Raw genomic sequence first — 24,952 nt, forward strand, 5'->3', positions numbered from 1 at the left:
GGGTCGGGCCGGGCAGGTCGACAGGGCGGACCAGAATGGAAATATGGAGCAATCGCCCGGCAGTGCCCCGCGCGGGACCGAAGCCGTCCCCACCGGGGCGGATTCGACCGTATCGACCGGGCCGGACCCCGCCGTGCCAGGTTCGGCGCCGCGGCCCGCCCTGGGCGCGACGCCCCCTGCCCGTGTCGGCAACGGCGCGATCAACGGTCATCGAATCCTCGATTCCGAACCCGGCGTGGGAAACAACACAGATCATCCGCAACCTTCGTCGTTCGCCGACCTGATGGACGAGACCGGCAAGCGCCGCGATCTGCGCCGGATGAAGCTCGTCGCGACCGGCTTCCTCGTCGCGGCGACGCTGATCTATCTGGCCTGCGGCTGGATCGGTTCACACCACGCCGGTGGCGCCTGGGTGAGCTATGTGCGTGCGGCCTCGGAGGCCGGAATGGTCGGCGCACTGGCCGACTGGTTCGCGGTGACGGCGCTGTTCCGTCATCCGCTCGGCCTGCCGATTCCGCACACCGCGATCATCCGCAAGAAGAAGGATCAGCTGGGCGACAGCCTGGGCAATTTCGTGCGCACGAACTTCTTGTCGCCGGATACCGTTGTGACGAAGGTGAATTCGGCCCAGATATCGCTGCGTCTAGGCCGGTGGATGGCCGATGCCCAGCATGCGGCGCGGGTGTCGGAGGAGTCCTCGACGATCCTGCGGGCGGCGATCGACGCGCTGCGCGACGAGGATATCGAGCAGGTGATCGACCAGACCATCGTCAAGCGGATCGCGGACCCGCAGTGGGGGCCGCCGATCGGGCGGGTCCTGGCCGAACTGCTGGCCGAGAATCGGCAGGCGCCGCTGCTGGACCTGCTGGCCGAGCGGGCGCATCAGTGGGCGCTGGGCTCGCAGGAGACCCTCGACCGGATCGTGTTGCGCGACGCGCCGTCCTGGGCGCCGAAATTCGCCAACCTGCTGTTGTCGGAGCGCATCTACCGGGAACTGGTGGAGTTCACCTGGAAGATCCGCTCCCAGCCCGATCACGAGGTGCGGCTGGCGGCCAACCGGTTCCTCGAGCAATTCGCCGAGGATCTGCAGCACGACGAGGCCATGATCGCCAAGGCCGAACGGATCAAGGCCGAGATCATGGGCCGCGAGGAAATAACCGGAATGGCCCGGGCGACCTGGCGCGCGGCCAAGCGACTGGTACTGGAATCGGCCGACGATCCGAACAGCACGCTGCGGCGCAAGGTCACCGAGAACGTCCAGCAGCTCGGGCAGCGTCTGGTGAGCGAGCCCGAGATGCGGACCAAAGTGGACGGCTGGCTCGAACGCGGCGTGCGATATCTGGTGTCGAACTACGGGTCCGAGATCGCCACCCTGATCAGCGATACGGTTGCCCGGTGGGATGCCGACGAGGCGAGTCGCAAGATCGAATTGCAAGCCGGGCGCGATCTGCAATTCATCCGTATCAACGGAACGGTGGTCGGTTCGCTGGCCGGACTGGTGATCTACGCCGTATCCCATCTGTTGTTCCCGGGGTGGCTGATGTAGTGCTGGAAGTTAGCCGAATTACTGCTAACAAGGTGCTTGCAATAGCTAGCACCCTGTTTTAGACTACCCGTACAACCGCCGGAAGGTGTGTGATGGCACAGGATCCCGAGGGTGTCGATCGGTACGACGGTGTGCCGAACACCGAGGAATCCGCCGAGGAATCAGCGGATCTCGGTGAAAAAGTCGCCCGCGTAGCCAACGCGGCGCACGACATCGGGAGCTTCATCCGGTCGCAGCGAGAAGCCGCGCAAGTCTCGCTGCGTCAGCTCGCGCAGCTGGCGGGGGTGAGTAATCCGTATCTCAGTCAGATCGAGCGCGGATTGCGTAACCCGTCCGCCGAGGTGCTCGCGCAGATCGCGAAGGGTCTGCGGGTGTCCTCGGAGGTCTTGTACATGCGGGCCGGCTACCTCGAGCAGAGGCCGCACAGCCCGGTCCGGGACGCCCTGCTGGCCGATCAGGAGATCACCGAACGGCAGAAGCAGGTCCTGCTGGACATCTACGAATCATTCCGCCGCGAGAACGCGGGGAACCCTGAAGTCCCGCCACGCCAGGAGAATCCAACATGACTGCACCCACCGCATCCACCGCCACCGTGACCAAACCCCTCTACGCGACCGTCGGTGCGGGTGACGCCCTGTACGCCGCCGTCAACGACCTGTTCGGAAAGGTGCGCGATCGCAGCGGCTTCGCCGACGTGACGGGCCGTGTGGACGAGGCCCGTGAGCGCCTGGCCAACCTGCCCACCGATGCGCAGGGCCAGTTCGAGTCGCTGCGCGAGCGGCTCACCGGCCTGTCCGCCGAACTGCCCGAGGACCTGGCCGAGCTGCGCGACAAGCTGACCCCCGAGGAGCTGCGCAAGGCGGCCGATCAGGCCTACCACCAGCTCGTGGAGCTGTACCAGGACCTGGCCGCACGCGGTGAGGAGACCGTCGGACGGCTGCGGTCGAGCAACCCGCAGTTCGAAGAGGGCTTCGAGCGGGTCGAGGGCATCTACTCCGATGTGGTGACCCGCGCCGAGGACGTCATCGGCAAGGTGTCCGGTCAGGCCCGCGAGCTGCTGGGTACCCCGGGCGAGAAGATCGAGTCCGATCCGATCGTCGACGCCGAGGTCGTAGGGGTAACCTCCGAGGCCGCCCCGGCCGACGCCGAGTCCGCCGACGAGCCGGCCAGGAAGGCCGCCGCCAAGAAGGCTCCCGCGAAGAAGGCCACCACCACCTCCGCGACCACCACCGCGAAGAAGTAAAAGCCTTTCTCTACGCAACGCCTCCGCGCACTGACCAGCTGCGCGGGGGCGTTGCTCCTATCATGGAGATGTGTACTCTCTGATCGGCATAACCATGCTTCTGGTCGAGCTCGCCGCGCTGGGTGCCTGCCTGTTCGCATTGGTTCACGCCATCCGGCAGCGTCGGGATGCCTTCACCGCGGTGGACAAGCTGACCAAGCCGATCTGGGTGACGATTCTGGCCGTCGCCACGCTCATCCTGATCCTGCCGTTCGTGGCCGGTTTCAGCCTGGGCATGATCGGCCTCATCGCCAGCGTCGTCGCCACCGGCGTTTATCTCGCCGATGTGCGGCCGAAGGTGGACGAGATCCAACGCGGCCCCCGCTGGTAATAAGAGACGCTCGGAGGGCTGTTACCTCGCACCGTCCGCGGGCGGGATTTTTGTGTGCTTGCTATAGCTAGCACCGACCCGGTTGGGTTAGTGTGGCTAGTAGTTACACACAAAGGAGTGTCCGATGCGGGCAATGACGCCTACCTCGAGGACGGGTGCGAAGGGGCTGGTTGGACGGCGGCTGAGCGCGCGTCGCGTGGCCCTGCGTGGCCGGAGCTATGCCGATATCGCGTTCAATCGGCCGGTGCGGCCCGGTCGCAGCGTGCCGATCACCACGCCGGACGGGACCACCTTGCGGGCGTGCGTATATGGGCCCGACTCCGCCGACGTGATCGTGTTCGTGCACGGGTGGACCTGCTGCGTCGAGTACTGGAACCCGCAGATCAACGCCTTCGCCGGGGACTACCGCGTCGTCGCGTACGACCAGCGCGGCCATGGCGACAGCGAACTGGGCGGCCGTCCGCTGACCACCGATCTGCTCGCCGACGATCTGCGCGCGGTGCTCGACGCGGTGCTGCGGCCCGGGCAGCGCGCGGTGCTGGTGGGGCACAGCATGGGCGGGATGACGATCCAGGCCTGGGCCGCGCGGTATCCGGATCAGGTCGCCGAGCGCGCGGCCGCGGTGGTGCTGACCAATACCGCCGCCGGGAATCTGATCGCCGAGACCACCCTCGTCCCCCTGCTTCGGCTGCTGCCGTTGCCGTTGCGACTGCTCGTCGGCAAGCTCGCGCTGAGTGCGCTGCTGCCGTTCCCGCCGGTTGCCCCGATGCAGTGGGGGCTGCGGCGCGGCGTGATGACGCTGGCGGCCGTCGGTGATGTCGCCGACTTCGCCTTCGCGGTCGTGCGCGCGTGCCCGCCCCGGGTGCGCGGCCGGTTCGGCGCGCTGCTAGCGGGTCTCGACGTGGGGCAGGCGGCGAAACGGCTGACCGTGCCGACCACCGTCATCGCCGGTCGCTTCGACAATCTGACCCCGGTCGTCCACTCCGAACGGCTCGTCGAGATGCTCACCGAATCCGGCGTGCTGGATCGGTTCACCGTCCTGCCTACCGGCCATCTGGGGTCGGTCGAGGCGTATCCGGCCTTCAATGCCGAACTGTCGCGCGTGCTGGAATCGGCATACCCCGCGCGGGAGGCCACCGCGTAGGAAGGTCGGCCCGAATGCTCCCGGCCCAACTGGACGATTGTTCACAATTCGTTACCGGGCGAGAACGTAGCGATCGAGACGGCGCAGGCGATATCGCTTGTATAGATTCTTTTCACCTCCGGGGGGATGAATGTTGTTGTGGTGGAACGGGTATTCAGCTATTGCCGGATGCGGTACGCGTCGGTTTGCGGGCGGTTCGCTGCTGAGTGAGACCACCCCCGACCGGGGCGCTGCTTGCACTAGCAAGCAGGGCTGTTAGCGCGGTACGGTGCGGTTGGACACAAAGGAGTGCTCATGCTGGCAAAGCTGCCCGATACGGTGGCCGGACTTCGTTCTGGCGCCGATGCGCTGACCGCGGCATACCGCGCGCAGCTGCGTTCGCGGACCTATCGAACCGCCTCGCTCAATGCCCATCCGGCTCCCGAGATCGTGCCCGTCGTCACCTCCGACGGCGCCCGCCTGCGGGTGCACGCCTACGGGCCCGAGCAGGGTGATGTGATCGTGCTGATCCATGGCTGGTCCTGCTGCATCGAGTACTGGAATCCACAGATCAACGAGCTTTCCGGCGAGTATCGGGTGGTCGCCTACGATCAGCGCGGCCATGGCGAGAGCCAGCCGGGAACCCGGCCGTTCGGCGCCGATCAGCTGGCCGACGATCTGTCCGCCGTCCTCGACGCGGCCCTGCGACCCGGGCAGCGCGCGATCCTGGTCGGCCACAGCATGGGCGGTATGACGATCCAGGCGTGGGCGCGGCACTATCCGGAGCAGGTGGCGCGGCGGGCGGCGGCGGTGCTGCTCGCGACCACTGCCGCCCGGCAAATTCCGGCCCGCGCCAAGGTGATTCCGCTGATCAGCGACCTCGTCCCCGCCCCGGTCTGGGTGGCGCAGACGGTCTTCGGCGCTCCGGTGCCGCTGCCGGGCCTGGCGGCGGCGCGCATGCTGTTCGCCTCCCGCATCATGGGGCCGGACTGCTCGGCCGACGAGGTCGACTTCGGCCTGTCCATCGTGCGGTCGTGCCGCCCCACGGCGCGCGGCGCGGTCGCCCGCGAACTGGCCACCCTGGATCTCGGCTCGTCCGCCGCCGCGATCACGGTGCCCACCAGCGTGATCGCCGGTGAATACGACAAACTGCTGCCGCCGGTGCACTCACTGGAGATCGCCGACCTGCTCGCCGAGTCCGGCAGCCTGGACCGTGTGGCCACCCTGCCCACCGGCCACCTGGTGAATATCGAGGCGGCCGGGGAGTTCAACGCCGAGATTCGTCGCCTGGTCGCCGTCGCGGCCGGTCGCGGGGTGGTCGCCAGCTAACGGGCGGCTCGTGTTGAGCACGGGGCGCCGAGGGAGGACAGTGAGTCCGAAGCGCTGAGATCATCCACTCCGCAGGTTCCGGAGATCACGGCGATCGCGACCAACTCACGGGGGATGGACGGCGGCGCGGCGAGAGTCGCGCCGCTCGCCAAGGCCGGTCAAGGGCGCCCGGTCTTGGCCCCAACGGACCCCGGAACCATTGCTTATCCGACACGCCTGAAAAACCCGACACACATCCGTCGTATCGTCGGATACTGCGATATGCCCAAATCCCCCTGGTCCGTTCCGGTCACCACCGCACTGCACGCCGACGGGGTAAAAGTCGCCGACCTCGACACCAGCGCGACCCCCGGCTTCCGCGGTGGCAAGAAGGCCGGTGAACTCCTGCTGGAACAACGGCGCACGGTGCTGTCGGAGTTGCAGGAGAAGCTCTACGCCAACGGCCGGTCCGGCGATCCGCGCAACATTCTGCTGGTGCTGCAGGGTATGGACACCGCGGGCAAGGGTGGCATCGTGCGCCATGTGATCGGTTCGGTGGATCCGCAGGGCGTGGCCGCCGCCGCGTTCGGCGTGCCGACCGAACAGGAGCGCGGGCATCACTATCTGTGGCGGATCCGCAAGCAACTGCCGCGCGGCGGGCAGATCGGCGTGTTCGACCGGTCGCACTACGAGGATGTGCTTGTAGTGCGCGTGCACAACCTGGTGCCACCCGAGGTCTGGGGTAAACGCTACGACGAGATCAACCGGTTCGAGGGCAAGCTCGCCGAGTCGGGCACCACGGTGGTGAAGGTGGCGATGTTCGTCTCCCCGGACGAGCAGTGCAAACGACTGGCACAGCGCCTGGACCGGCCCGACAAGTACTGGAAGTTCAACCCCGGCGACATCGACGAGCGCGAGTTCTGGCCCGCCTATCAGCAGGCCTATCAGGCCGTCCTGGACCAGACCAGCACCGAGCACGCGCCCTGGTACGTGATCCCCGCCGATCGCAAGTGGTACTCCCGGCTCGCGGTCACCGAGCTGCTGATCGATGCGCTGACACGGCTCGAACTGGACTGGCCGAAGGCGCAGTTCGACGTCGAGGAACAACGCCGCCGCCTGAACGGCTGCTGAGAAATCTCGAGCTGATCTCAGGTTCACCCGCGATCATGTGCTACCGGGACACCCTATTCCGGTGCCTGCCCGTACGATCGGGGCGGCACACGGGTGTCGGAACCTACACACGAAAGGCGTGGTGAACTCCAGGTGAGCAAGAACCCGCGTGGGAAGAACTCACTGGCCGCGGTGAAGGGTGGCGATCGCACCCGCACGATCCTGATTCAGGTCGCCGTGGCCGTGGTCCTTATCGCGCTGATCGCGGGGATCGGCATCAGCATCGCCCTCAAGCACAACAAGAAGAACGATGTCGGGGCGCACCCGGCCATCGCCGCCACCGCACCGGTCTCCGCGGACGGGATCACCGGGTCGATGGCCGGCGACGGGGGGCTGCTGATCGGTAAGCCCAGCGCCAAGGTCACCGTGCGCCTGATCTCCGACTTCCAGTGCCCGATCTGCAAGCAGTTCGAGACGGCCAATGGTCAGACTCTCGTGGACGCGGTGAACAACGGAACGGCGAAGGTCGACTACAACTTCATCGCGTTCCTGGATCAGTCCTCGAGCGGTACGCGGTACTCCTCGCGCTCGGCGAACGCGGCCTATTGCGTGGGCACCTCCGATCCGACGAAGTTCCAGAAGTGGTTCGCCGAGATGTACCAGCAGCAGCCGGCCGAGGGCAGTACCGGTCTGCCGGACAGCAAGTTGGTCCAGATCGCGCAGGACGCCGGGTATACCGATCCGTCGATAGCTCAGTGCATCACCAGCGACAAGTACGACGGCTTCGTGCACAAGACGACCACCGACGCGTTCAGCAACCCCCAGGTCCAGGGCACCCCGACGATCTTCGTGAACGGTAAGAACATCCCGCTCTCGAATGAACTGCTCTCGGTCCCCGGCAGCATCAAGCCGGCGATCGAGGCTGCCGCACAGTGATCGCCGCACCTGTTCGCTCCGCGTGGCTGCTGCTGATCGGCGGCCTCGCGGGTTGGATCTCCGCGGTCGTGCTGACCGTGGAGGATTTCAAGCTGCTGATGAATCCGGCCTATCAGCCGTCCTGCAATATCAACCCGATCATTGCCTGCGGTTCGGTCATGGCCACCCATCAGGCGCGGGTCTTCGGATTCCCGAATCCGATCATCGGCGTGGTCGGCTTCTCTGTGGCGGTCACCATCGCGGTGCTCGCGGTCTCCGGATTCGCGTTCCCCCGCTGGTTCTGGGGCGGGCTGGGCCTGGGGCTGCTGCTCGGCATGGTGTTCATCTGCTGGCTGATCTTCCAGACGCTGTACCGGATCGGCGCGCTGTGCCCGTACTGCATGGTGGTGTGGACGTTCACGCCGATCATGCTGGCGGTGGTCATCGACCAGCTCTGGGGCAATTCCCGCGGCCCGCTGCGGATACTCGCCGAATGGCGCTGGACCCTCGTGGTGGTGTTCTACGCGATCGTGCTGCTGCTGGTGTTCCTGCGATTCCAGACCTACTGGATGTCGCTGGTGTAATCCCGGCTCCGACTACCGCATGCCCTGCCCGGACGCGAATTCCGAGCAGGGCATGCGCGTTTCAGCGCGGCGGACCCGATCCGAGCACAACGGTCGTCTCGCGCTGGGAGCCGTCGGTGCCGGCCAGGCCCACCCGCACCGCGTCCCCGGGTTTGTAGCCATCCAACGCGGCGGACAGCGCCTTCGCCGAGGCGATGGGGTGATCGTCGACCGTGGTGATCACCTCGCCCGCGGACAGTCCGGCGTCGGACGCGGCCTGTCCGTAGACGCTCACCTCGATGCGCGCGCCGCGCGGGCTGGCGTCGTCGGCGAGCACGCCCAGGGTGGCGGTCGGCCCGATATGCACCGCGGTCGTCGGTGTGCCCGACCGGATCTGACGCACGATCGTCATCGCGGTATCGATCGGCACCGCATACCCGAGCGTTTGCCCCTGCGACCGGCTCGGATCCCCCGACGCGGCGGTGATCACACCGACCACCGCGCCGTCCCGATTCACCACCGCGCCCCCGGACTGACCCGACTCCACCGGCGCGTCCACCTCGAGCATTCCGGACAGGGCCTTGCGGGTCAGGTCGGCGGCGTCGCGGGCCACGATCGAGGCGTTCAGTCCGGTCACCGTGCCGGATGCCGCGGTGGGGCGGCCGGTGCCCCCGGCGTTGCCGATGGCCATGATGTCGTCGCCGGGCTCCAGCGCGTCCGAGTCGCCGATCCGCACGACCGGCAGGCCCCGGGCCCCGGTCAGGGACAGCAGCGCGATATCGGCGGCCGAGTCGTATCCCAGGACGGTCGCCGGATACTGCGCGCCGGTGCCGATATCGGCGACCGTGATCACATCCGCGCCCTTGACCACATGATGGCTGGTCAGCACCTGACCGTCGCCGGTGAGCACGATGCCGGAACCGGCCGCGCCCAGCCCGATCGGCTCGATCGACACGGTGACGTTCGCCAGCTCGGGCTCCACCTTCGCCGCGACCGCGACCGTATTCATCGGCGGCAGCGTCGGGCCGGGGGACGCGGTGCCGGGGCCGATCCCCCAGTGCGGCAACCCGCCCTGCAGACCCAGCGCGGCGACCACCGCGAGCAGCACGACGACCACGCCGATCGTTGTCCGGCCGATCGCCCCCGTCCTGCGCACACGTACGGGAGTGGATCGGTCGTCATCGGGCCGTTCAGAGTCCATACTCCGCCACCTCCCGACAGGCCCGGCGCACACTCTTCTTATTCATGTGTACCAAACTCGGCACAAATCAGCAGGCAGAATGCTCCGGCTCTACGCTGCACGATGCCAACGAGACCACTGCGGTCGAGACGGCGGCAAGCTGCCGGGGACGCCCGAAATCGGCTGGGCTGCCCACCGCCGACACGCATACACAACGACGAACGGCTCTCAGCCATGCGCAAAAGTCGCGGAGAGGCGGACTAGTGGTTGAGGACCGCGACCCCGAACATGAAGGCGGTGCCCGCGACGGTGGCCGCCAGGGTCAGCCGAGAGGGGTGACCGGCGTGGGCCTCCGGCAGGATGTCGGCGGTGGCCAGGTAGAGCAGGAATCCGGCGAAGTAGCCCAGGTAGATCCCGGTCGCCTCGGGCGGTACATGGATCAGCGTGCCGATGACCGCGCCCACCACGGGCGCGAGGGCGTCCAGGGTCAGCAGCAGCAGGGCGCGGCGGCGAGCGTTGCCGTACAGGCTGCTGATGGTGAAGGTGTTGAAGCCGTCGGCGAAGTCGTGGCAGATCACCGCGATCGCCACCGCGATGCCGACACTCGTCCCGGCCTGGAAGCTGACCCCGATGCCGACGCCGTCCAGGGTGCTGTGGAAGATCAGCCCGCACGCCGCGAGCAGGCCCACCGACTCGAAACCGTGTGCGTGCTCGCCGAATTCGTATTCGTGCCCGGTATGGATGGCCACGCCGCGCTCGATGATGTGAATGGTCAGGAAGCCGACTACCGAGGCCACCAGCGCGACCGGAATCCCGGCCACCTTCCCGGGCGTCTGTTCCAGGGCCTCGGGCAGCAGATCGAACGGCACCACACCCAGCATCACCCCGGCAGCCAGTCCGAGAACGGCGTGTTTCCGGTCACCGACGCGCACCGCGATGAGCCCGCCCACCAGCGTCGAACACATCGACACCAGGGCCAATATGATCGCCATCGGTCCAGCATCTGCCATGGCGCGACGGGTCCCGCTCATTCCCGACCGGCGAGTTCGTGCGCAGAGCGAACATTTTGCAATGGCAAGAATGCGGGAGTAGGCATACATACATGACCACTGCTGCGGCATATTCCGTCTCCGCCCCGGACGGGCGGTTCGAGAAAACAACGATCGAACGCCGGGAACTCGGCCCGCACGACGTGCTCATCGACATCAAATACGCGGGCATCTGTCACTCCGATATCCACATCGCACGCAACGAATGGCACGGCACCCGATATCCCGCGGTCCCCGGGCACGAGATCGCCGGGATCGTCGCCGCCGTCGGCTCGGCGGTGAGCAAGCACAAGGTGGGCGACCGGGTCGGCGTCGGCTGCATGGTCGACTCCTGCGGCGAGTGCGCCTCCTGCGTGGCCGGTGAGGAGCAGTACTGCACCGGCGGCAACACCATGACCTACAACTCCGTGGTCCCGGAGTCGGTGCAGCCCGGCGGCCACACCCTCGGCGGATATTCCACCCGGGTCGTCGTGACCGAGCACTTCGTGCTGTCGATTCCGGAGGGCATCGGCCTGGATGTCGCCGCGCCGCTGCTGTGCGCGGGCATCACGCTGTTCTCCCCGCTGCGGCACTGGAACGCCGGGCCCGGCAAGCAGGTCGCGATCGTCGGCATGGGCGGGCTCGGCCATGTCGGAGTGAAGCTCGCCGCGGCCATGGGCGCCGAGGTGACCGTGCTGAGCCAGTCGCTGAGCAAGCAGGAGGACGGCCTGCGCCTCGGTGCGCACCATTACTACGCCACGAGCGACAAACAGACCTTCAAGGATCTGCGCCGGCGCTTCGACCTGATCCTGAACACGGTCTCGGCCCCACTGCCGATCGACAACTACATGCGGTTGCTGAACCTGGACGGCACGCTGGTGATACTCGGCCTGCCCGACAGCCCCCTCACGGTGCAGCCGTTCACGGTCGTCGGGGTCCGGCGCTCGCTGGCCGGTTCGACGATCGGCAGTATCGCGGAGACTCAGGAGATGCTGAACTTCTGTGCCGAACACGGCATCGGCGCGGAGATCGAGGTCATCTCGGCGGACCGAATCGACGACGCCTACGCGCGGGTACTTGCCAGCGATGTGCGGTACCGGTTCGTAATCGACGCGGCCACAATGTGATTCACAGGTAGCACCCCGATCCGAGCAGCTGCGGTGAGCTGCCGGTCGCGCGCGCGTGAGCGTGACCGGCAGTTAACGAATGCCATATCAACGAAGATGACCGAGCATGGAGTTCGCGCCGCCCGGGCGAGATACGGCTACGTTTGATGTGAAGTCGCAGGAAGAACGTGAGATCCTTACCCGAGTATGGTTTTCGGTGGTCGGTGCTCGATCTGATGGAAGCTCGTGGAAGTGATGGACTGTGGGCAGTTCTAATCCGGGTTCGACGCTGTCCAACGGCACGGTTCAGCTGACGGATGGTACCGGCAATGCGCTGGCCAACGTCGTCGGCGAGCTGCTGGCCACAGTCGAGACGGCCCAGCAGGCCGCCCAGTCGACGAATCTGAGCAACGTCCAATCGTTGAGCTCACTGGGCTCCGGATCGGCACTGGCGGCCAAGTTCTCCAATGCGGGAAGCCAATTGGAGCAGGTGCTCACCGACCACAACACGATCCTCAGCGCCCTGGGACCCGCGTTCATCCAGGCGGAGAAGACATACCATAACGCCGACGACTCCGCGTCGCAGGAGTTCCAGTCGATCATGAACGCCGCCAAATCCGATACCTCGAGCTTCACCCAGCCCTCCTTCGGCGCGAACGCCAACCCGACCATCCCGGCCGACACGAAGCCCCCGTCATCGAACGACCTCAACGGTCTGACGCTCGACAACGCCCCGGTATCCGCCGAACCGGGCGCCTCGCTGAGCCTGGGCGATATGAAGACCTTCGGGCAACACGAGATGAACACCCTGGCCTATGAGCAGGGGGAGACATGGTCCTGGCTGTCCGAGAGTCTGTCCAAGGCCGCCGCCGCCTTCGTCAACGGAATAACCAGCGGCAGTTCGGGGTGGAGTGGAACCGGTAAGACCAACGCGATGTCGGCGGTCAACGCCTACAGCAAGTCGGTGCAGCAGTTGGCGACCGAAATGGGCTACGTAGGACAGTCCCTGCAGTACGCTGCCGCCCAGATCGACCAGTCGATTTCGCAGATGGCGGCGGCACTCGCGCAGTGGGACGGCAAGAACGACGACACCGCGACCACGGCGCGTAACAACGGCATCAACATCATCAACAACACCTATGACCCGGCGGTGACCAGCGCGTCGAATTCGATTCCGCAGCCGAGCAATCCGACCGATCCGCTGGCGCCCAGCCCTGGCAGCGGCAACGGAAACGGCAACGGCAGCGGCGGCTCGACGACCGGAGGCACCGGCACGTCGAGCGGCGGCACCAGCAGCTCCGGCACCGGAAGCTCGACCGCCACCTCGACCGCAACCTCCAGCGGGACCTCCTCCAGCGGTTCGGGCACCAGCGGTGGCGACAATTCCGCGGGCAACAACGCGGGCTCCTCGGGCTCCACCTACTCCGGCTCGGGGACCGGAACCGCCACTCCGAGCGCCGGTCCCGCGTCGACCGGCGGCGCCAGCTCGGGCGTCAGCGCCACCGGCTCCTCCTACTACGGCGGTGGCGCCGGCACCGCGGGCACCACCGGTTCCGGCGGCTCCACCTCCTACTCCACGGGCAGCAGTACCGCCACATCCGCGAATACCAGCAGCAGCATGGCGTCCTCGGTCTCGGGGAGCGGTTCGATCGGCACCGGTTCCTCCACGGGCGCAGGCGGTTCGACCAGCGCCAGCGCCTGGGGCAGCGGCGTGTACACCAGCACCGGCACCAGCGCGGCGGGGACCGGCTACAGCGCCAGCTCGAGCGCGAGTTCGTCGTTGCTGAGCGAGCTGGAACAGCTGCTTCAGCAGCTGCCCGCACTCCTGCAGCAGGGGGCCAGCTCCTTCCAGCAGCTGTTCCAGAACGGCGACCCCTCGAAGCTCCTGCAGAATCTGAACGCCAAGGGCGCCGATCCGTCCAAGTCCAGCGAGCTGTCCGATCTCATGTCGAAGCTGGGCCTGGGGTCCGGCAGCGGCGGTACCGAGGGGGGCGGCTCGCAGCTGCTCTCCCCCGAGGCGCCCGCGTATCAGTCACCCCAGTCGAACCTGTTCCCGCGCGCCTCGATCGCCGCGTACACCGCGGACAATCCCGTCGGCACCACGGGAGACAGCACGACCGGCGCCGGCGCCTCCGAGAGTTCGCCCATGGGCGGCATGCCGATGGGCGGGGCCGGAGCCGGGCGCGGCGGCGGTGCGAGCAAGGAACACAAGACCGCCGAGAACCTGCAGTCCACGGAAAACCTCGACGACGCGATCGGCAACGTTCGCGCCACGAAATCCGTTGTCGACGTACCCATCACCTCCAAGCCGGCGGATCAGATATGACCTGGACCTGGACACTGACCGATCTCGAATTCCTGGTGCTGTGGGAGGAGACCGGCAACGACACGCTCCCGCTGCCGCTCACCTTCGCCACCGACCTTCGCGACAGAACCCAGTTCGACCGGGTCAAATTCGATACCCGCGAGCAGCTGAACGCCGTGCGCAACAGCGGCGTGGACATGATGCTGTCGGTGCTGACGCATCCGGACATCCACATCTCCGTGCACGCCCACGACGGAACCGATCCGGAACTGGCCAGCGGCAGCATCCGCATCTACGCCGCCCGATGCGGTGAGCACGGATACATCGTGCGCCAGCTGCCCGGCAAAACCATTTGGCACAGTGGGGGATTCGTCGTCACCGGCTGCCAGGCGCTGGAGCTGGCCGGCGCGGTCGTTCGGGAACTGCCCGAGGAGACCGCTGGCCGGTACTCGAATATCCCACTGCACCAGTATGATTCGTTGTCCAGCGCGGAGATGGACCCGTACTCGATGTCCGATCTGGTCGTGGAATCCGGCGAGGAGGACTCGGCCCTGGTCGAGTACCTGCGCAGCAGTCCGGCACAGCGCGTCGGCCGAATCGTCATCAGCCAGGGCAGTTCCCGGTTCGGCCCGCGTGGCATCACCCGAGGCAGGCTGGGCTGGCGCGACCTGATCGACGACGGCCGCTACACCGTGACCCGCACCTCCCCCGCCGCCGCCTACGGCACCGACGCCAACCGCCTGATCAACATGATCAACACCGAGATCGCCACCGTGGTCCGTGCGATCAAGGACGAGCGCGAGGACTGAACCCGTCCCGGGGTTACCCCCGTCCCGGGTCGCTGCGATGCGCCTCGCGGAACGCCTCACGCAGCAGCTGCCGCGATCGCAGTGTGAGAGTAGGTGATTCCGTGGCGCGCAGCTCGCCGATGAGGCGGGTGGTGCGACGGATCTGATCGAGGTAGGCGGCGCAGTCCGGACACTGCGCGAGATGTTCGAGCATCGCGATCTCGGTGACGCCGTCGATCTCCCCCTCGGCCCAGGCGGTGATCAGGTCGACGAATTCTTCGCAGACCATGACGCGCCTCTTTTCCTGTACCGTACGGGCCCACTACGGACCGACCCATACCTGCCAGCGTATCGCCGCCGCGACTGCCCCGCCGTTCCCCGACGATTTGCGCACGATCTCCGCGGCGACACCGGTGTAACGCTTGTCGGTCTCGCGAGCACTGTGCTGGGTGAGATACAGCGACCGCGAAGCCCCGGCAAGACCGGAAGTCTTCGATCCATGCGCGCGGTGAAACAGCGGCCCGCTCCGGTGAAGCGGAAGGCCGACGCGATGCGACGGTGGTTCGATTCGGCGAATCGGCGGCGGGCCGCGGCGAAGGAGCGAATCGCCGAGGTGGAGCGACGGCTCGCGGCAAGCGGGCGAATTCCCGCGATCAGCGCGGCGCGCGGACCCGAGGTCGCCAGCCGGGTCGGCATCGCACTCGGTATCGCGATCACGATCTGTTTCGCGACCGGGCTGATCAGCCACTGGATTCAGCATCCCCCGAGCTGGTTCTACTGGCCCGCGAATCCGCCCTGGCTGTACCGGGTGACCCAGGGCACGCATGTCATCACCGGCGTCATGTCGATTCCGCTGTTGCTGGTCAAGCTGTGGTCGGTCATGCCGAAACTGATCGAGCGACCGGTGGTCGGATCGTTGCTGCGGCTGCTCGAACGGGGATCCATCCTGGTCCTGGTCGGGGCGGTGGTCTTCCAGCTGACGACAGGGCTGTTCAACATCGCGCAGTTCTATCCGTGGAAATTCTTCTTCACCAGCACGCACTATGCGATGGCCTATGTGGCGTTCGGTGCGCTGATGGTGCATCTGGCGGTCAAGCTGCCGGTCGTGCGGGAGGCGTTGAGTCGTCCGGTCGAACGGGCGGAGCCGCAGGCCGCCGACACGGTGGATGAGACCGAATCCTCGGAGCGCCAGCGGATTTCGCGGCGTACCGTGCTCGGCGTCGCGGGGGTGTCGGCGGTCGTGGCCGGGCTGACGGTCGCCGGACAGAGCGTGCCGTGGTTGCGCGGGCTCTCGGTGCTGGCGCCGCGCAGCGGGAAGGGGCCGCAGGCCCTGCCGGTCAACCGCACGAGTGCGGCGGCCGGGGTGCGGACGAGCGCGATCGATCCGGCCTATCGCCTGACCGTATCCGCGGGCGGGCGCACCCGCACACTCACGCGCGCCGACCTGCTGGCCATGCCGCAGACCACGGCTGTTCTTCCGATCGCCTGCGTCGAGGGCTGGAGTGTGTCCGCGCACTGGACCGGAGTTCGGTTGCGCGAGCTGCTGGCCGCCGCGCATCCCGGATGGGATGGGGACGTCCGGTTCACCTCGCTGGAGACCGGCGGGCTGTATCGGGTCACCGTACTGCCGCGGCGGCATGCGGTGGATGCGCAAACCCTTGTCGCCCTTGCCCTGAACGGCGAGGCGCTGGATCTGGATCACGGCTATCCGTGCCGGTTGATCGCGCCGACCCGGCCCGGGGTGCTGCAGACCAAATGGCTGTCACGAATCGAGGTGCTGTGATGTATCGGGTTGCGCTGTGGTCGATTCGGGCGATCCTGGCGGCGGGCGGCGTGTGGTGCGCCTACTACGGCATATCGATGATCCTGAAGTATCGTCCGGCGGATCTGCTCTCGGTGGTGATGTGGTTCGCCGGCGGAATCCTGCTGCACGACGGTGTTTTCGCTCCGCTGTGCGCCGCGATCGGTCTGGGTGGGCGCAGATTGCTGCCGCGCGCGTGGTGGGCGCCGCTGGCCTACGGGGCAACCCTGACGGTCGTGCTAGTCGCGTTGGCTATTCCGGTTCTGGTGCCGCACAACACCTTCGGAAATTCCACGGTGATTGATCGGAATTATCCACTGGGACTGGGCATCGCACTGGCGATCGTATGGATCACGGTGGCGCTGTGGTCTTCCGCGAAGTACGCGGCCAGTCGGCCACGCACCAGCACACGGGTCCGATGGAGGATCACCCGTTGATTTCCGGGAGAGATGTCCAGCAGCGCGCACACCTCCTGGGAGCTGTAGCCCTCCATATCGCGCAGCAGCAGCACGGCACGGCTGCGGTAGGGCAGCTCGCTGATCGCCTGCCGGATCACTCGCCGGATTTCCGCGTCCTGAGCGGCGGTCTCGGGTTCGGACCAGCGCTGCGGCGCACGCCCGGGCCAGCTCGGCGCCACGCTGGACTCCTCGTCCAGCATGCTGCCGAGCGGGACGAGGCGCCGATCGCAAATACCGCGCTTCTTCGCGGTATTGACCAGGATGCGAAATACCCACGTGTGTAGCGAGGCCCGGCCCTGGAAGCCGCCGATGCCGCGAACGACCGCGAGCCAGGCGTCCTGCACGACCTCCTCCGCCGACGCGCCGCAGGATACGAACGACCGGGCCAGCCGCAGCATCGCAGGTGACCAGGCGTCCAGGATCAGTTCGAACGCGTCGTCGTCGCCGCGGCGCAGGCGCTCGGCCAGGACGTCATCCGGCGGAAGGGTACCGTCGTGATACACAGCCTTCATCTCCTCGGCGCGGGAATCGTGTGGGGCTACGACACCGACGGTAGCGGCGTTGCGGGCTCTCGGAGCCGACCCGCGGCGGCCGTCATACTTTGTTCTCGAATGCGCTTCCCAGCGCGCATGCCCATCATCGGAACAGGACGGATATGGACCAGAAAGACTATCTCGACACTCGGCGCAGCCTGCACGGCATCGCCGAATCGGTCATGGCCGGACCGCAGTTCCGCAGCAGCGAGACGATCCGATTGACCGCCGCGCCAGGAGGATTCGCGACCGTGCGGCAGCCGAGCCTGGCCGTGGACGGGCAGTGGCTGCTCGCCGGAGGACAGCGGGTCGCCGAGCTGGACGGGACCACGTACGCGCGGCTCGCCGCAGCGGCGGGCATCGACCTCGGCGCTCCGGTGGGGGTGTATTCGGACGATTCCGGTGTCGCACCCGATGAGACCATCCGGGTAGATCCGGCGGCCGCCGGGTTGATCGCGCGGACGTTCGAGGCGGGGGATCAGGCCCTGCGCCGGCTGCTGCCCGGGCAGACCCCGGTGCTGTGGCCCGAACATTTCGACCTCGGATGCTCGAACGACGAGGTCAACTTCGGCGTGTCCCCGGGCGACGCGGCCATCGCGGAGCCGTACGCGTACGTGGGCCCGTGGACGCAGCGTACGGGCGAGTTCTGGAATCAGTCGTTCGGCGCCGCCCGCACCCTGGCGGAGCTGGGGGACGCCGACGGGGTGTACGCCTTCTTCGAGCAGGGGCGGCGTGCGGCCGGGGCGTAGTGCCGGACCAGGATCCGCAGGTCGCGGACCATTCGCCGACAAGGGGTAGCCAAACTATTGCCATATCGGGTTAGCTGGTGGGAGCAGCACTGTTCCGAGACCAGGAGGTCGTCATGGGAGTGTTCGACAAAATCAAGGAAGCAGCCGACCGAGCCAGGGGGATGGCGGGCTCACAGACCGACAGGGCCAAGGATCTGATCGGTACGCAGGCCGACAAGCTCGATCCGATGGTCGACAAGGCGGGCCAATTCGTCAACGAGAAGACCGGTGGCAAATTCTCCGATCAGGTCGACTCGGCGCAGAATGCGGCGAAGAAGGCCATGCACGACCAGCAGTCCGGCAGCCGGCCCACCGAGCGGCCCGAAGACCAGCCTGGCCAGTAATCCGCCGACTCCGAACGATTCCGGCCAGGTAGTCCGGGATAGCGGAGCGGCGCACACAGACGGACATTCCGGACAGTGGGGCGATGCTCGACATGGCCCCACTGGCGTTTCCACGCTTGCCTGCCGGTTCCCTTCATGATCACCATTTAATATTTGGGCAAATGTTTCGTTACTTCTCTTCGGTTGCAGAGGGGATAGCTGATGCGTTTGCCTGTGCTGGTTGCCGTGATAGGTCTTTGCGTACTCTGTGGGAGCGGTGGAGCCGCGGCCGATTCGAGCATGCTGGACGGTAGCTCCGCGCCGCCCGGGGCGAACGACTGGCGTTGTGCGCCGCCCCACGAACATCCGGATCCGGTGGTACTCGTGCACGGCACGTGGGGCAATCAGAACAACTGGAACGTTCTGGCCCCGCAGCTGAAAGACCAAGGATATTGCGTCTTTTCGCTCAACTACGGCCGCGATACCGCCAGCGTCACGGGGGCGCGGCCGGGCGTGTACGGCACCGGCGACATCCGCGAATCGGCCTGGCAGCTAGCGGAATTCGTCGACAAGGTTCGTGCCGCGACGCACGGCGCGCACGTCGACCTGGTGGCGCATTCGCAGGGCGGTATTGTCGCCCGGCAGTATATGCGCTTCGATGGAGGCGTGGATCACGCTGACCCACAGCATAATTCGGTGCGCAGGTTGATCACCCTCGGGGCGACCAACCATGGCACCACCTATCGGGACATGGGCTATCTGGTGAGCACCGGCAGTGCCGGTAGTCCGGTGAAATCCGTCGTGACGCGGGTGCTGGGTGTCGCGGCCGCACAGCAGGTCGTCGGCAGCGAATTCCTCCGGCGGCTCAACGCCGGCGGCGACACCGAGCCCGGCGTCGACTACACGGTGATCGCCAGCCGTCTGGACCAGGTCACCACCCCACCCGAGTCCACCTTCCTGCGCCCGGGCCCCCGCGCGGTGGTCGACAACGTCTGGGTGCAGAACGTGTGCGCGAAGGACACCGTCGACCACTCGGACCTACCCCGCTCCCCCGCGGTGATCGAAATCGTCGAGCAGGCCCTCGATCCGGCCGATGTCGCGCGAGGATGCGATTAGGCGCCCATCACGCGTCCTGATCGTCGGCCTCCACGCGCCGGCGCACACGCCGGGCCGCGGCGACCATATTGCGCAGCGCGGGTTCGAGTTGCCAGTAGTGCCGGGTCTTCAAACCACCGTCCGGGTTGGCCCACAGTCGTTCGGGGGTGACGGCCTCGGCCGCCGCGGTGAGGAGTTCGTCCAGCTCGTCGATGTCGGGGATTCGGGCCGAACGGCTTTCGTACACGCCCGGTCCTACGCCGTGGCTGAGGCCCTGACCGTGTTCGGCGTCCTCGTGCAGCGCCTCGAGGACCCACTCGATCGAGCGGGTCGCCACGACCGCGGTGACGTCGGCGTCCAGTTCTTCGATCGCCTGGACGATCTCCGCGCGCGCGGAATACGCGATGTGCGTGTGGATCTGCGTCGCCGGGCCGACCCCGGAGGTCGCCAGTTTGAACGCGTTGACCGCCCAGCGCAGATACTCGCGGCGGCCGTCCGGGCGCAGCGGGAGCAGTTCACGGATGGCGGGCTCGTCGACCTGGATGATCGCCACCCCGGCCTTCTCCAGGTCGGCCAGCTCGTCCCGAATCGCCAGTGCCACTTGGTCCGCGGTCTCGTACAGCGGCTGATCCTGCCGCACGAACGAGCGTGCCACCATGGTGACCGGGCCGGTCACGATGCCCTTCACCGGCTTGTCGGTGAGTGACTGCGCGTAGGCGGTCCACTCCACGCTCATCGGCTTCGGCCGCGCCACATCGCCGTAGAGGATCGGCGGGCGCACACACCGCGAGCCGTACACCTGCACCCAGCCGAAATGCGTGGTGGCGAAGCCGTCCAGCAGTTCGGCGAAGTACTGCACCATGTCGTTGCGCTCGTGCTCGCCGTGCACCAGCACGTCCAGGCCGATGTCCTCCTGCAGCCGGATCGTCGAGGAGATCTCGGCCTCGATCCGTGTGCGGTACTCCTCGTAGGACAGCTTTCCCTCGGCGAGATCGTGGCGGGCTTGGCGCGCACCGTCGGTCTGCGGGAAGGAGCCCAGGGTGGTGGCGGGCACCGGCGGCAGCTGTAGCCGCTCGCGCTGCGCCTCACGCCGGACCGCGTAGGGCGCGCGCTCGCGCATCCGCTGGGTGATCGCGTAAACCCGTTGCCGCACAGCGTGTTTCTGCTTGAAATGCACCTGGCTCGGCCGCTTGCGCCAGGAGTCGGACGGCCCCTCGGTCAGCGCCTTGGCGAGCGAAACCACCTCCAGCACCTTCTGTTTCGCGAAGGCCAGCCGGTCCGCCACGTTACCGTCGACGTCGTACTCCACCAGCAGGTCGTAGGGCAGGTGCAGCAGCGTGCTGCCGGTGGACACCACCAGGTCCGGGCACACCTCGGCCAGCTCGTTGAGATAGTTCAGGGTGATGTGGCGATCGGCGCGCCACACATTGGTTCCGCTGATCACGCCCGCGTACAAGCGCTTTCGCGCGATGCCCGGAATCGCGGCCAGCTCCTGCGGGGGCACCCGGTAGCTGGCGAGGTCCAGGCCGATCGCCTCCACCCCGGTGCGGCACAGCGCGGCCAGGGCATCGCCCAGATCGCCGTACTGGCCGGTGACCAGGATGCGCGGCCGCAGCGGCGCCTTGGACAACCTCTGATACGCCTTCTCGAACAGTTCGACGGTGCGCGGCGAACGCTCGCTGGTGAAACACGGCTCGTCCAACTGCACACAGGTGGAGCCGCGCTTGGCCAGGATCTCGAACAGCTGCTCGTACACCGGCAGCAGCCGGTCCAGCAGCTCCAGCTTGTCGAATTCGGTCTCACCGGGTGTGCCGCCGGTCTTGGACAGCAACAGCAGCGACAGCGGGCCGAGCACCACCGGGCGCAACTCGATGCCGCGCGCCTTGGCCCGGTCCCACTCGTCCAGCAGCGCCTCGGGATGCAGCGAGAACCGGGTGTCGGCGTCCAGCTCGGGCTGGCGGTAGTGGTAGTTCGTGCCGAACCAGCGCACCAGCTCCAGCGGCGGCAGATCCGGACGGCCGCGCGCCATCAGGAAGTAGAAGTCCAGCGGGTCCAGCGCTTCGCCGGACGAGTCCTCGCGATAGGGCTCGAACCGCCTGGGCACCGCGCCGAACAACAGCGCGTTGTCCAGCACATGGTCGTAGAAGGAGAAGGAGTTGCCGGGCACCTGGGTGAGCCCGGTCGCGGCCAGCTCGTTGAACTGCGTTTCCTGGATGTCCCGCCCGACCGCCAGCAGCTTCTCCCTGGAGATGCCGCCGTGCCAGTAGGAGTCGAGGGCCCGCTTGAGTTCACGATGCGGCCCGATCCTCGGGTAACCCAGAATGCTGGACCCGAACCCGTCCACCACATTGACCATCGCGACCTGCTCCTTCCCGCCTCTCCGCGTTTCAGCGGAAGATGTAGAGCCGTCCAACGTTGAGCATCCGTGGCGGCGGTTGAGATATGACATCAACCTTGGGCGTGCCCGGCAGCTTGCCGTGGCTCACAAAGGTTGTTGTTACGCTGGCAGCAACCCCCTGTATACGCGGAAAGGCCTGGGAGCTGAACGTGACGCACTGAGCGCCCATGTGAAACGTCCGGTATGAACAGGCACCCACCGCCGCCCCGAGACAACGAGTGCGGGACGAGCGCGGGGTGCCATCGGTGATCAGGAGCGGTTGTACTCGTAGAAGCCCGCGCCCGCTTTTTTGCCAAGTAGACCGGCTTCGACCATGCGCATGAGCAGCGGCGGCGCGGAGTACAGGGGTTCCTTGAACTCCGCGTACATGGAGTCGGCGATCGACTTGACGGTGTCCAGGCCGACCAGATCGGTCAGCGCCAGCGGGCCCATCGGGTGGGCACAGCCCAGCACCATGGCCTTGTCGACGTCTTCCTTGGTCGCGAAACCGGATTCGACCATCCGGATGGCCGAGAGCAGATACGGCACGAGCAGCGCGTTGACCACGAAGCCGGAGCGGTCGGCCGAACGCACGGCCTGCTTGCCCAGTATCTCGGTGGCGAACTCCTCGGCGCGCTTGGAGACGGCCTCGCTGGTCTTGAGCGTCGTCACCAGCTCGACCAGCGGCAGCACGGGCACCGGGTTGAAGAAGTGCATGCCGACCACGCGCTCGGGCTGGGTGGTGGCCACGGCGATCTTCATGATCGGGATCGAGGACGTGTTCGAGGCCAGCACGGCGTCGGGGTCGGTGACGACCTTGTCGAGTTCGCCGAAGATCGAGGTCTTGACCTCTTCGCTCTCCACCACGGCCTCCACGACCAGCTGGCGGTCGGCGAAGTCGCCCAGATCCGAGGTGAACCGCAGCCGCCAGGCTGTCTGCTCACGCTCGCGCTCGGTGATCTTGCCGCTCGACACGCCGCGATCGAGCGAGCGCAGGATGCGGGCACGCCCGGCGGCCGCCAGCTCCCGTGTGGGCTCGAACACGAGCACATCGACATGCGCCCGGGCACAGACCTCGGCGATTCCGGCGCCCATCTGTCCGGCGCCGATGATTCCGACGCGCTGAATCTTTTCGCTGCTCACGTCCCGCTCCTGCTGGTTGTCCGGCGGTTGTCCATAGGGGTGAAGTCCGGAGGGTGTCCGGGACTTCTGCTCATTCACGGTATACGGAATGCGGGGTGTGGCCCTACCTGCCGGGTCTGTTCGGCAGGGCGGACCGGCGGTCACCGTAAACACCCGTTCCACAGGCCCTTTCGGCGCGACAACCACTTCGCTGGGTTCGCATCGCCGCCACGGATCCCCGACTCCAACGGCTTTCCGCCCGTCCGCTGAAACGCGGACAGTCGGAAAGCTGAGAGCCGTCCCGCCGCCCGGTGTCGGTTGTGATGCGACGGGTCAGGCGGCGGGACGACGATTCATCAGTGGAACTGGCCCTCTTCGGTGGACCCCTTCAGGGCCGCGGTCGAGGTGTTCGGGTCCACTGTGGTGGCGATCAGGTCGAAGTAGCCGGCGCCCACCTCGCGCTGGTGCTTGGTGGCGGTGTAGCCGCGGGCCTCGGCCTCGAACTCACGCTCCTGCAGCTCGACGTAGGCCGACATGCCCTCGCGGGCGTAGCCGTAGGCCAGGTCGAACATGCCGTAGTTGAGCGAGTGGAAGCCGGCCAGGGTGATGAACTGGAACTTGAAGCCCATCGCGCCCAGCTCGCGCTGGAACTTGGCGATGGTGGCGTCGTCCAGGTGCTGCTTCCAGTTGAAGGACGGCGAGCAGTTGTAGGCCAGCAGCTGGTCCGGGAACTCGCTGCGCACGGACTCGGAGAACTTGCGGGCCAGCTCCAGGTCCGGGGTGCCGGTCTCCATCCAGATCAGGTCCGCGTAGGGGGCGTATGCCTTGGCGCGGGCGATGCAGGGCTCGATGCCGTTCTTGACGCCGTAGAAGCCCTCGGCGGTGCGGGTGCCGTCCAGGAACTGGCGGTCGCGCTCGTCCACGTCGGAGGTGATCAGGGTGGCGGCCTCGGCGTCGGTGCGGGCGATGATCACCGACGGGACGTCGGCGACGTCGGACGCCAGGCGCGCGGAGGTCAGGGTGCGGATGTGCTGCTGGGTGGGGATCAGCACCTTGCCACCGAGGTGGCCGCACTTCTTCTCCGAGGCCAGCTGGTCCTCCCAGTGCACGCCGGAGGCGCCGGCGGCGATCATGGCCTTCTGCAGCTCGTAGGCGTTCAGCGCGCCACCGAAGCCGGCCTCGGCGTCGGCGACGATCGGGGCCAGCCAGTTCTTCACCGAGGTGTCGCCCTCGACCGCGGCGATCTCGTCGGCGCGCAGCAGCGCGTTGTTGATCCGCCGGACCACGGCCGGGACCGAGTTGGCCGGGTACAGCGACTGGTCAGGGTAGGTGTGGCCGGACAGGTTCGCGTCACCGGCGACCTGCCACCCCGACAGGTAGATGGCCTTGAGGCCCGCGCGCACCTGCTGCACGGCCATATTGCCGGTCAGTGCGCCCAGGGAGTTGATGTAGTCCTCGTTGGTGACCAGATCCCAGAGGATCTCCGAGCCGCGGCGGGCCAGCGTCGCCTCCTCGACGACGGTGCCCTGCAGCTTCGACACCTGCTCGGCGGTGTAGTTGCGCGTGACGCCCTTCCAGCGGGGGTTGGTGTCCCAGTCCTGCTGGATTTCCGCGGCGGTCTTGGGGGTGCCGGTGGTCGACATCTCTGCTCCGATTCGTTTCGGTGCCCCATCTCCGGACTGTTCCTCGCGTGCCGAGCGGGTCGGCGGCGGGCACGATGTCCGAATTCTGCTGGAGCGGATATTTGCAGGCTTGCTATGCCCATCGGGGGTACTACAACACGATTGCACAAGTAAAAAGTGCCGTCTACCTGTTGCAACTGTAAATCTTGGCTAGCTTTACCTCGCCATTTGCTAACTATGCGAAATTA

At 66.9% G+C, this 24,952-nt stretch carries 23 protein-coding genes; 16 read left to right on the forward strand and 7 right to left on the reverse strand.

What is annotated here, in order from left to right; genetic code table 11:
- Positions 1-283 precede the first annotated feature (283 nt).
- The 9 genes from JZ791_RS21605 (at position 284) to JZ791_RS21645 (ending at position 8,199) form a co-directional block, all read left to right on the forward strand.
- Positions 284-1,546 (forward strand): DUF445 domain-containing protein, encoded by a 1,263-nt coding sequence (locus JZ791_RS21605; protein ID WP_216897036.1) that lies wholly within the window; start codon positions 284-286, stop codon positions 1,544-1,546.
- Between the two features lie 92 nt (positions 1,547-1,638).
- Complete coding sequence (locus JZ791_RS21610) at positions 1,639-2,112, forward strand: helix-turn-helix domain-containing protein (protein WP_254206071.1); 474 nt, start codon at positions 1,639-1,641, stop codon at positions 2,110-2,112.
- The gene (locus JZ791_RS21615; protein WP_216896996.1) at positions 2,109-2,789 is read left to right on the forward strand and encodes a heparin-binding hemagglutinin; all 681 of its coding nucleotides are present in this window, start codon (positions 2,109-2,111) and stop codon (positions 2,787-2,789) included. The genes JZ791_RS21610 and JZ791_RS21615 overlap by 4 nt, the downstream gene beginning before the upstream one ends.
- 94 nt (positions 2,790-2,883) lie before the next feature.
- The gene (locus JZ791_RS21620) at positions 2,884-3,159 is read left to right on the forward strand and encodes a DUF2516 family protein (protein ID WP_216897038.1); all 276 of its coding nucleotides are present in this window, start codon (positions 2,884-2,886) and stop codon (positions 3,157-3,159) included.
- Positions 3,160-3,283: 124 nt separating this feature from the next.
- Entirely contained in the window at positions 3,284-4,303 is a 1,020-nt protein-coding gene (locus tag JZ791_RS21625; RefSeq protein WP_254206072.1) for an alpha/beta fold hydrolase, read from the forward strand.
- A 294-nt stretch (positions 4,304-4,597) separates the two neighbouring features.
- Positions 4,598-5,611: an alpha/beta fold hydrolase gene (locus JZ791_RS21630; protein WP_216896997.1), complete on the forward strand. Its 1,014-nt coding sequence runs from the start codon at positions 4,598-4,600 to the stop codon at positions 5,609-5,611.
- A 261-nt stretch (positions 5,612-5,872) separates the two neighbouring features.
- Positions 5,873-6,721: a polyphosphate kinase 2 family protein gene (locus JZ791_RS21635; RefSeq protein WP_216896998.1), complete on the forward strand. Its 849-nt coding sequence runs from the start codon at positions 5,873-5,875 to the stop codon at positions 6,719-6,721.
- 132 nt (positions 6,722-6,853) lie between these two features.
- On the forward strand, positions 6,854-7,636 hold the full coding sequence (locus JZ791_RS21640; RefSeq protein WP_216896999.1) for a DsbA family protein: 783 nt from the start codon (positions 6,854-6,856) through the stop codon (positions 7,634-7,636).
- On the forward strand, positions 7,633-8,199 hold the full coding sequence (locus JZ791_RS21645) for a vitamin K epoxide reductase family protein (RefSeq protein WP_216897000.1): 567 nt from the start codon (positions 7,633-7,635) through the stop codon (positions 8,197-8,199). The genes JZ791_RS21640 and JZ791_RS21645 overlap by 4 nt, the downstream gene beginning before the upstream one ends.
- A 61-nt stretch (positions 8,200-8,260) precedes the next feature.
- Here JZ791_RS21645 and JZ791_RS21650 read toward each other — a convergent pair whose 3' ends face one another.
- On the reverse strand, positions 8,261-9,379 hold the full coding sequence (locus JZ791_RS21650) for a S1C family serine protease (protein ID WP_216897001.1): 1,119 nt from the start codon (positions 9,377-9,379) through the stop codon (positions 8,261-8,263).
- A 239-nt stretch (positions 9,380-9,618) separates the two neighbouring features.
- On the reverse strand, positions 9,619-10,350 hold the full coding sequence (locus JZ791_RS21655) for a ZIP family metal transporter (RefSeq protein ID WP_216897002.1): 732 nt from the start codon (positions 10,348-10,350) through the stop codon (positions 9,619-9,621).
- 110 nt (positions 10,351-10,460) lie between these two features.
- Between JZ791_RS21655 and JZ791_RS21660 the strand changes: the two genes are divergently transcribed.
- From JZ791_RS21660 to JZ791_RS21670, 3 genes are all read left to right on the forward strand, one after another.
- A complete protein-coding gene (locus tag JZ791_RS21660; protein WP_216897003.1) occupies positions 10,461-11,513 on the forward strand; it encodes an NAD(P)-dependent alcohol dehydrogenase in 1,053 nt (350 codons plus the stop codon).
- A 241-nt stretch (positions 11,514-11,754) separates the two neighbouring features.
- On the forward strand, positions 11,755-13,818 hold the full coding sequence (locus JZ791_RS21665; RefSeq protein WP_216897004.1) for a hypothetical protein: 2,064 nt from the start codon (positions 11,755-11,757) through the stop codon (positions 13,816-13,818).
- Positions 13,815-14,606 carry an ESX secretion-associated protein EspG gene (locus tag JZ791_RS21670; protein ID WP_216897005.1) on the forward strand — a complete coding sequence of 264 codons (792 nt, stop codon included), beginning with the start codon at positions 13,815-13,817 and terminating at the stop codon, positions 14,604-14,606. The genes JZ791_RS21665 and JZ791_RS21670 overlap by 4 nt, the downstream gene beginning before the upstream one ends.
- Before the next feature lie 13 nt (positions 14,607-14,619).
- Here JZ791_RS21670 and JZ791_RS21675 read toward each other — a convergent pair whose 3' ends face one another.
- Entirely contained in the window at positions 14,620-14,874 is a 255-nt protein-coding gene (locus JZ791_RS21675; RefSeq protein WP_216897006.1) for a zf-HC2 domain-containing protein, read from the reverse strand.
- A gap of 210 nt (positions 14,875-15,084) precedes the next feature.
- Between JZ791_RS21675 and JZ791_RS21680 the strand changes: the two genes are divergently transcribed.
- Positions 15,085-16,368, forward strand: coding sequence for a molybdopterin-dependent oxidoreductase (locus tag JZ791_RS21680; protein ID WP_254206073.1), 1,284 nt, complete (start codon positions 15,085-15,087; stop codon positions 16,366-16,368).
- 328 nt (positions 16,369-16,696) lie between these two features.
- Here the strand turns inward: JZ791_RS21680 and JZ791_RS21685 are convergent, their stop codons facing one another.
- Positions 16,697-17,356 (reverse strand): RNA polymerase sigma factor, encoded by a 660-nt coding sequence (locus JZ791_RS21685; protein ID WP_254206074.1) that lies wholly within the window; start codon positions 17,354-17,356, stop codon positions 16,697-16,699.
- A gap of 143 nt (positions 17,357-17,499) precedes the next feature.
- Between JZ791_RS21685 and JZ791_RS21690 the strand changes: the two genes are divergently transcribed.
- From JZ791_RS21690 to JZ791_RS21700, 3 genes are all read left to right on the forward strand, one after another.
- The gene (locus tag JZ791_RS21690; RefSeq protein WP_216897007.1) at positions 17,500-18,126 is read left to right on the forward strand and encodes a hypothetical protein; all 627 of its coding nucleotides are present in this window, start codon (positions 17,500-17,502) and stop codon (positions 18,124-18,126) included.
- A 113-nt stretch (positions 18,127-18,239) separates the two neighbouring features.
- Positions 18,240-18,509 carry an antitoxin gene (locus tag JZ791_RS21695; protein ID WP_254206075.1) on the forward strand — a complete coding sequence of 90 codons (270 nt, stop codon included), beginning with the start codon at positions 18,240-18,242 and terminating at the stop codon, positions 18,507-18,509.
- A 279-nt stretch (positions 18,510-18,788) separates the two neighbouring features.
- Positions 18,789-19,604, forward strand: a complete 816-nt coding sequence (locus tag JZ791_RS21700; RefSeq protein WP_254206076.1) for an esterase/lipase family protein — start codon at positions 18,789-18,791, stop codon at positions 19,602-19,604.
- A 7-nt stretch (positions 19,605-19,611) separates the two neighbouring features.
- Here JZ791_RS21700 and metE read toward each other — a convergent pair whose 3' ends face one another.
- The 3 genes from metE to aceA all read right to left on the reverse strand — a co-directional run bounded on the left by metE (position 19,612) and on the right by aceA (position 24,725).
- Positions 19,612-21,939: a 5-methyltetrahydropteroyltriglutamate--homocysteine S-methyltransferase gene (gene metE / locus JZ791_RS21705; RefSeq protein ID WP_216897009.1), complete on the reverse strand. Its 2,328-nt coding sequence runs from the start codon at positions 21,937-21,939 to the stop codon at positions 19,612-19,614.
- 291 nt (positions 21,940-22,230) lie between these two features.
- Complete coding sequence (locus JZ791_RS21710) at positions 22,231-23,103, reverse strand: 3-hydroxybutyryl-CoA dehydrogenase (protein WP_216897010.1); 873 nt, start codon at positions 23,101-23,103, stop codon at positions 22,231-22,233.
- A 335-nt stretch (positions 23,104-23,438) separates the two neighbouring features.
- Positions 23,439-24,725 carry an isocitrate lyase gene (gene aceA, locus JZ791_RS21715; RefSeq protein ID WP_216897011.1) on the reverse strand — a complete coding sequence of 429 codons (1,287 nt, stop codon included), beginning with the start codon at positions 24,723-24,725 and terminating at the stop codon, positions 23,439-23,441.
- Positions 24,726-24,952: the final 227 nt, after the last annotated feature.

This window comes from Nocardia alni (assembly GCF_019038435.1).
Classification (GTDB): domain Bacteria; phylum Actinomycetota; class Actinomycetes; order Mycobacteriales; family Mycobacteriaceae; genus Nocardia; species Nocardia alni.

Excerpts from the sequence above, each read along its gene's own strand:
- JZ791_RS21605 (WP_216897036.1), top strand. The coding sequence starts at position 284 with ATGGACGAGACCGGCAAGCGCCGCGATCTGCGCCGGATGAAGCTCGTC.
- JZ791_RS21610 (WP_254206071.1), top strand. The coding sequence starts at position 1,639 with ATGGCACAGGATCCCGAGGGTGTCGATCGGTACGACGGTGTGCCGAAC.
- JZ791_RS21615 (WP_216896996.1), top strand. The coding sequence starts at position 2,109 with ATGACTGCACCCACCGCATCCACCGCCACCGTGACCAAACCCCTCTAC.
- JZ791_RS21620 (WP_216897038.1), top strand. The coding sequence starts at position 2,884 with ATGCTTCTGGTCGAGCTCGCCGCGCTGGGTGCCTGCCTGTTCGCATTG.
- JZ791_RS21625 (WP_254206072.1), top strand. The coding sequence starts at position 3,284 with ATGCGGGCAATGACGCCTACCTCGAGGACGGGTGCGAAGGGGCTGGTT.
- JZ791_RS21630 (WP_216896997.1), top strand. The coding sequence starts at position 4,598 with ATGCTGGCAAAGCTGCCCGATACGGTGGCCGGACTTCGTTCTGGCGCC.
- JZ791_RS21635 (WP_216896998.1), top strand. The coding sequence starts at position 5,873 with ATGCCCAAATCCCCCTGGTCCGTTCCGGTCACCACCGCACTGCACGCC.
- JZ791_RS21650 (WP_216897001.1), bottom strand. The coding sequence starts at position 9,379 with ATGGACTCTGAACGGCCCGATGACGACCGATCCACTCCCGTACGTGTG.
- JZ791_RS21655 (WP_216897002.1), bottom strand. The coding sequence starts at position 10,350 with ATGGCGATCATATTGGCCCTGGTGTCGATGTGTTCGACGCTGGTGGGC.
- JZ791_RS21660 (WP_216897003.1), top strand. The coding sequence starts at position 10,461 with ATGACCACTGCTGCGGCATATTCCGTCTCCGCCCCGGACGGGCGGTTC.
- JZ791_RS21670 (WP_216897005.1), top strand. The coding sequence starts at position 13,815 with ATGACCTGGACCTGGACACTGACCGATCTCGAATTCCTGGTGCTGTGG.
- JZ791_RS21675 (WP_216897006.1), bottom strand. The coding sequence starts at position 14,874 with ATGGTCTGCGAAGAATTCGTCGACCTGATCACCGCCTGGGCCGAGGGG.
- JZ791_RS21680 (WP_254206073.1), top strand. The coding sequence starts at position 15,085 with ATGCGCGCGGTGAAACAGCGGCCCGCTCCGGTGAAGCGGAAGGCCGAC.
- JZ791_RS21685 (WP_254206074.1), bottom strand. The coding sequence starts at position 17,356 with ATGAAGGCTGTGTATCACGACGGTACCCTTCCGCCGGATGACGTCCTG.
- JZ791_RS21690 (WP_216897007.1), top strand. The coding sequence starts at position 17,500 with ATGGACCAGAAAGACTATCTCGACACTCGGCGCAGCCTGCACGGCATC.
- JZ791_RS21695 (WP_254206075.1), top strand. The coding sequence starts at position 18,240 with ATGGGAGTGTTCGACAAAATCAAGGAAGCAGCCGACCGAGCCAGGGGG.
- JZ791_RS21700 (WP_254206076.1), top strand. The coding sequence starts at position 18,789 with ATGCTGGACGGTAGCTCCGCGCCGCCCGGGGCGAACGACTGGCGTTGT.
- metE (WP_216897009.1), bottom strand. The coding sequence starts at position 21,939 with ATGGTCAATGTGGTGGACGGGTTCGGGTCCAGCATTCTGGGTTACCCG.
- aceA (WP_216897011.1), bottom strand. The coding sequence starts at position 24,725 with ATGTCGACCACCGGCACCCCCAAGACCGCCGCGGAAATCCAGCAGGAC.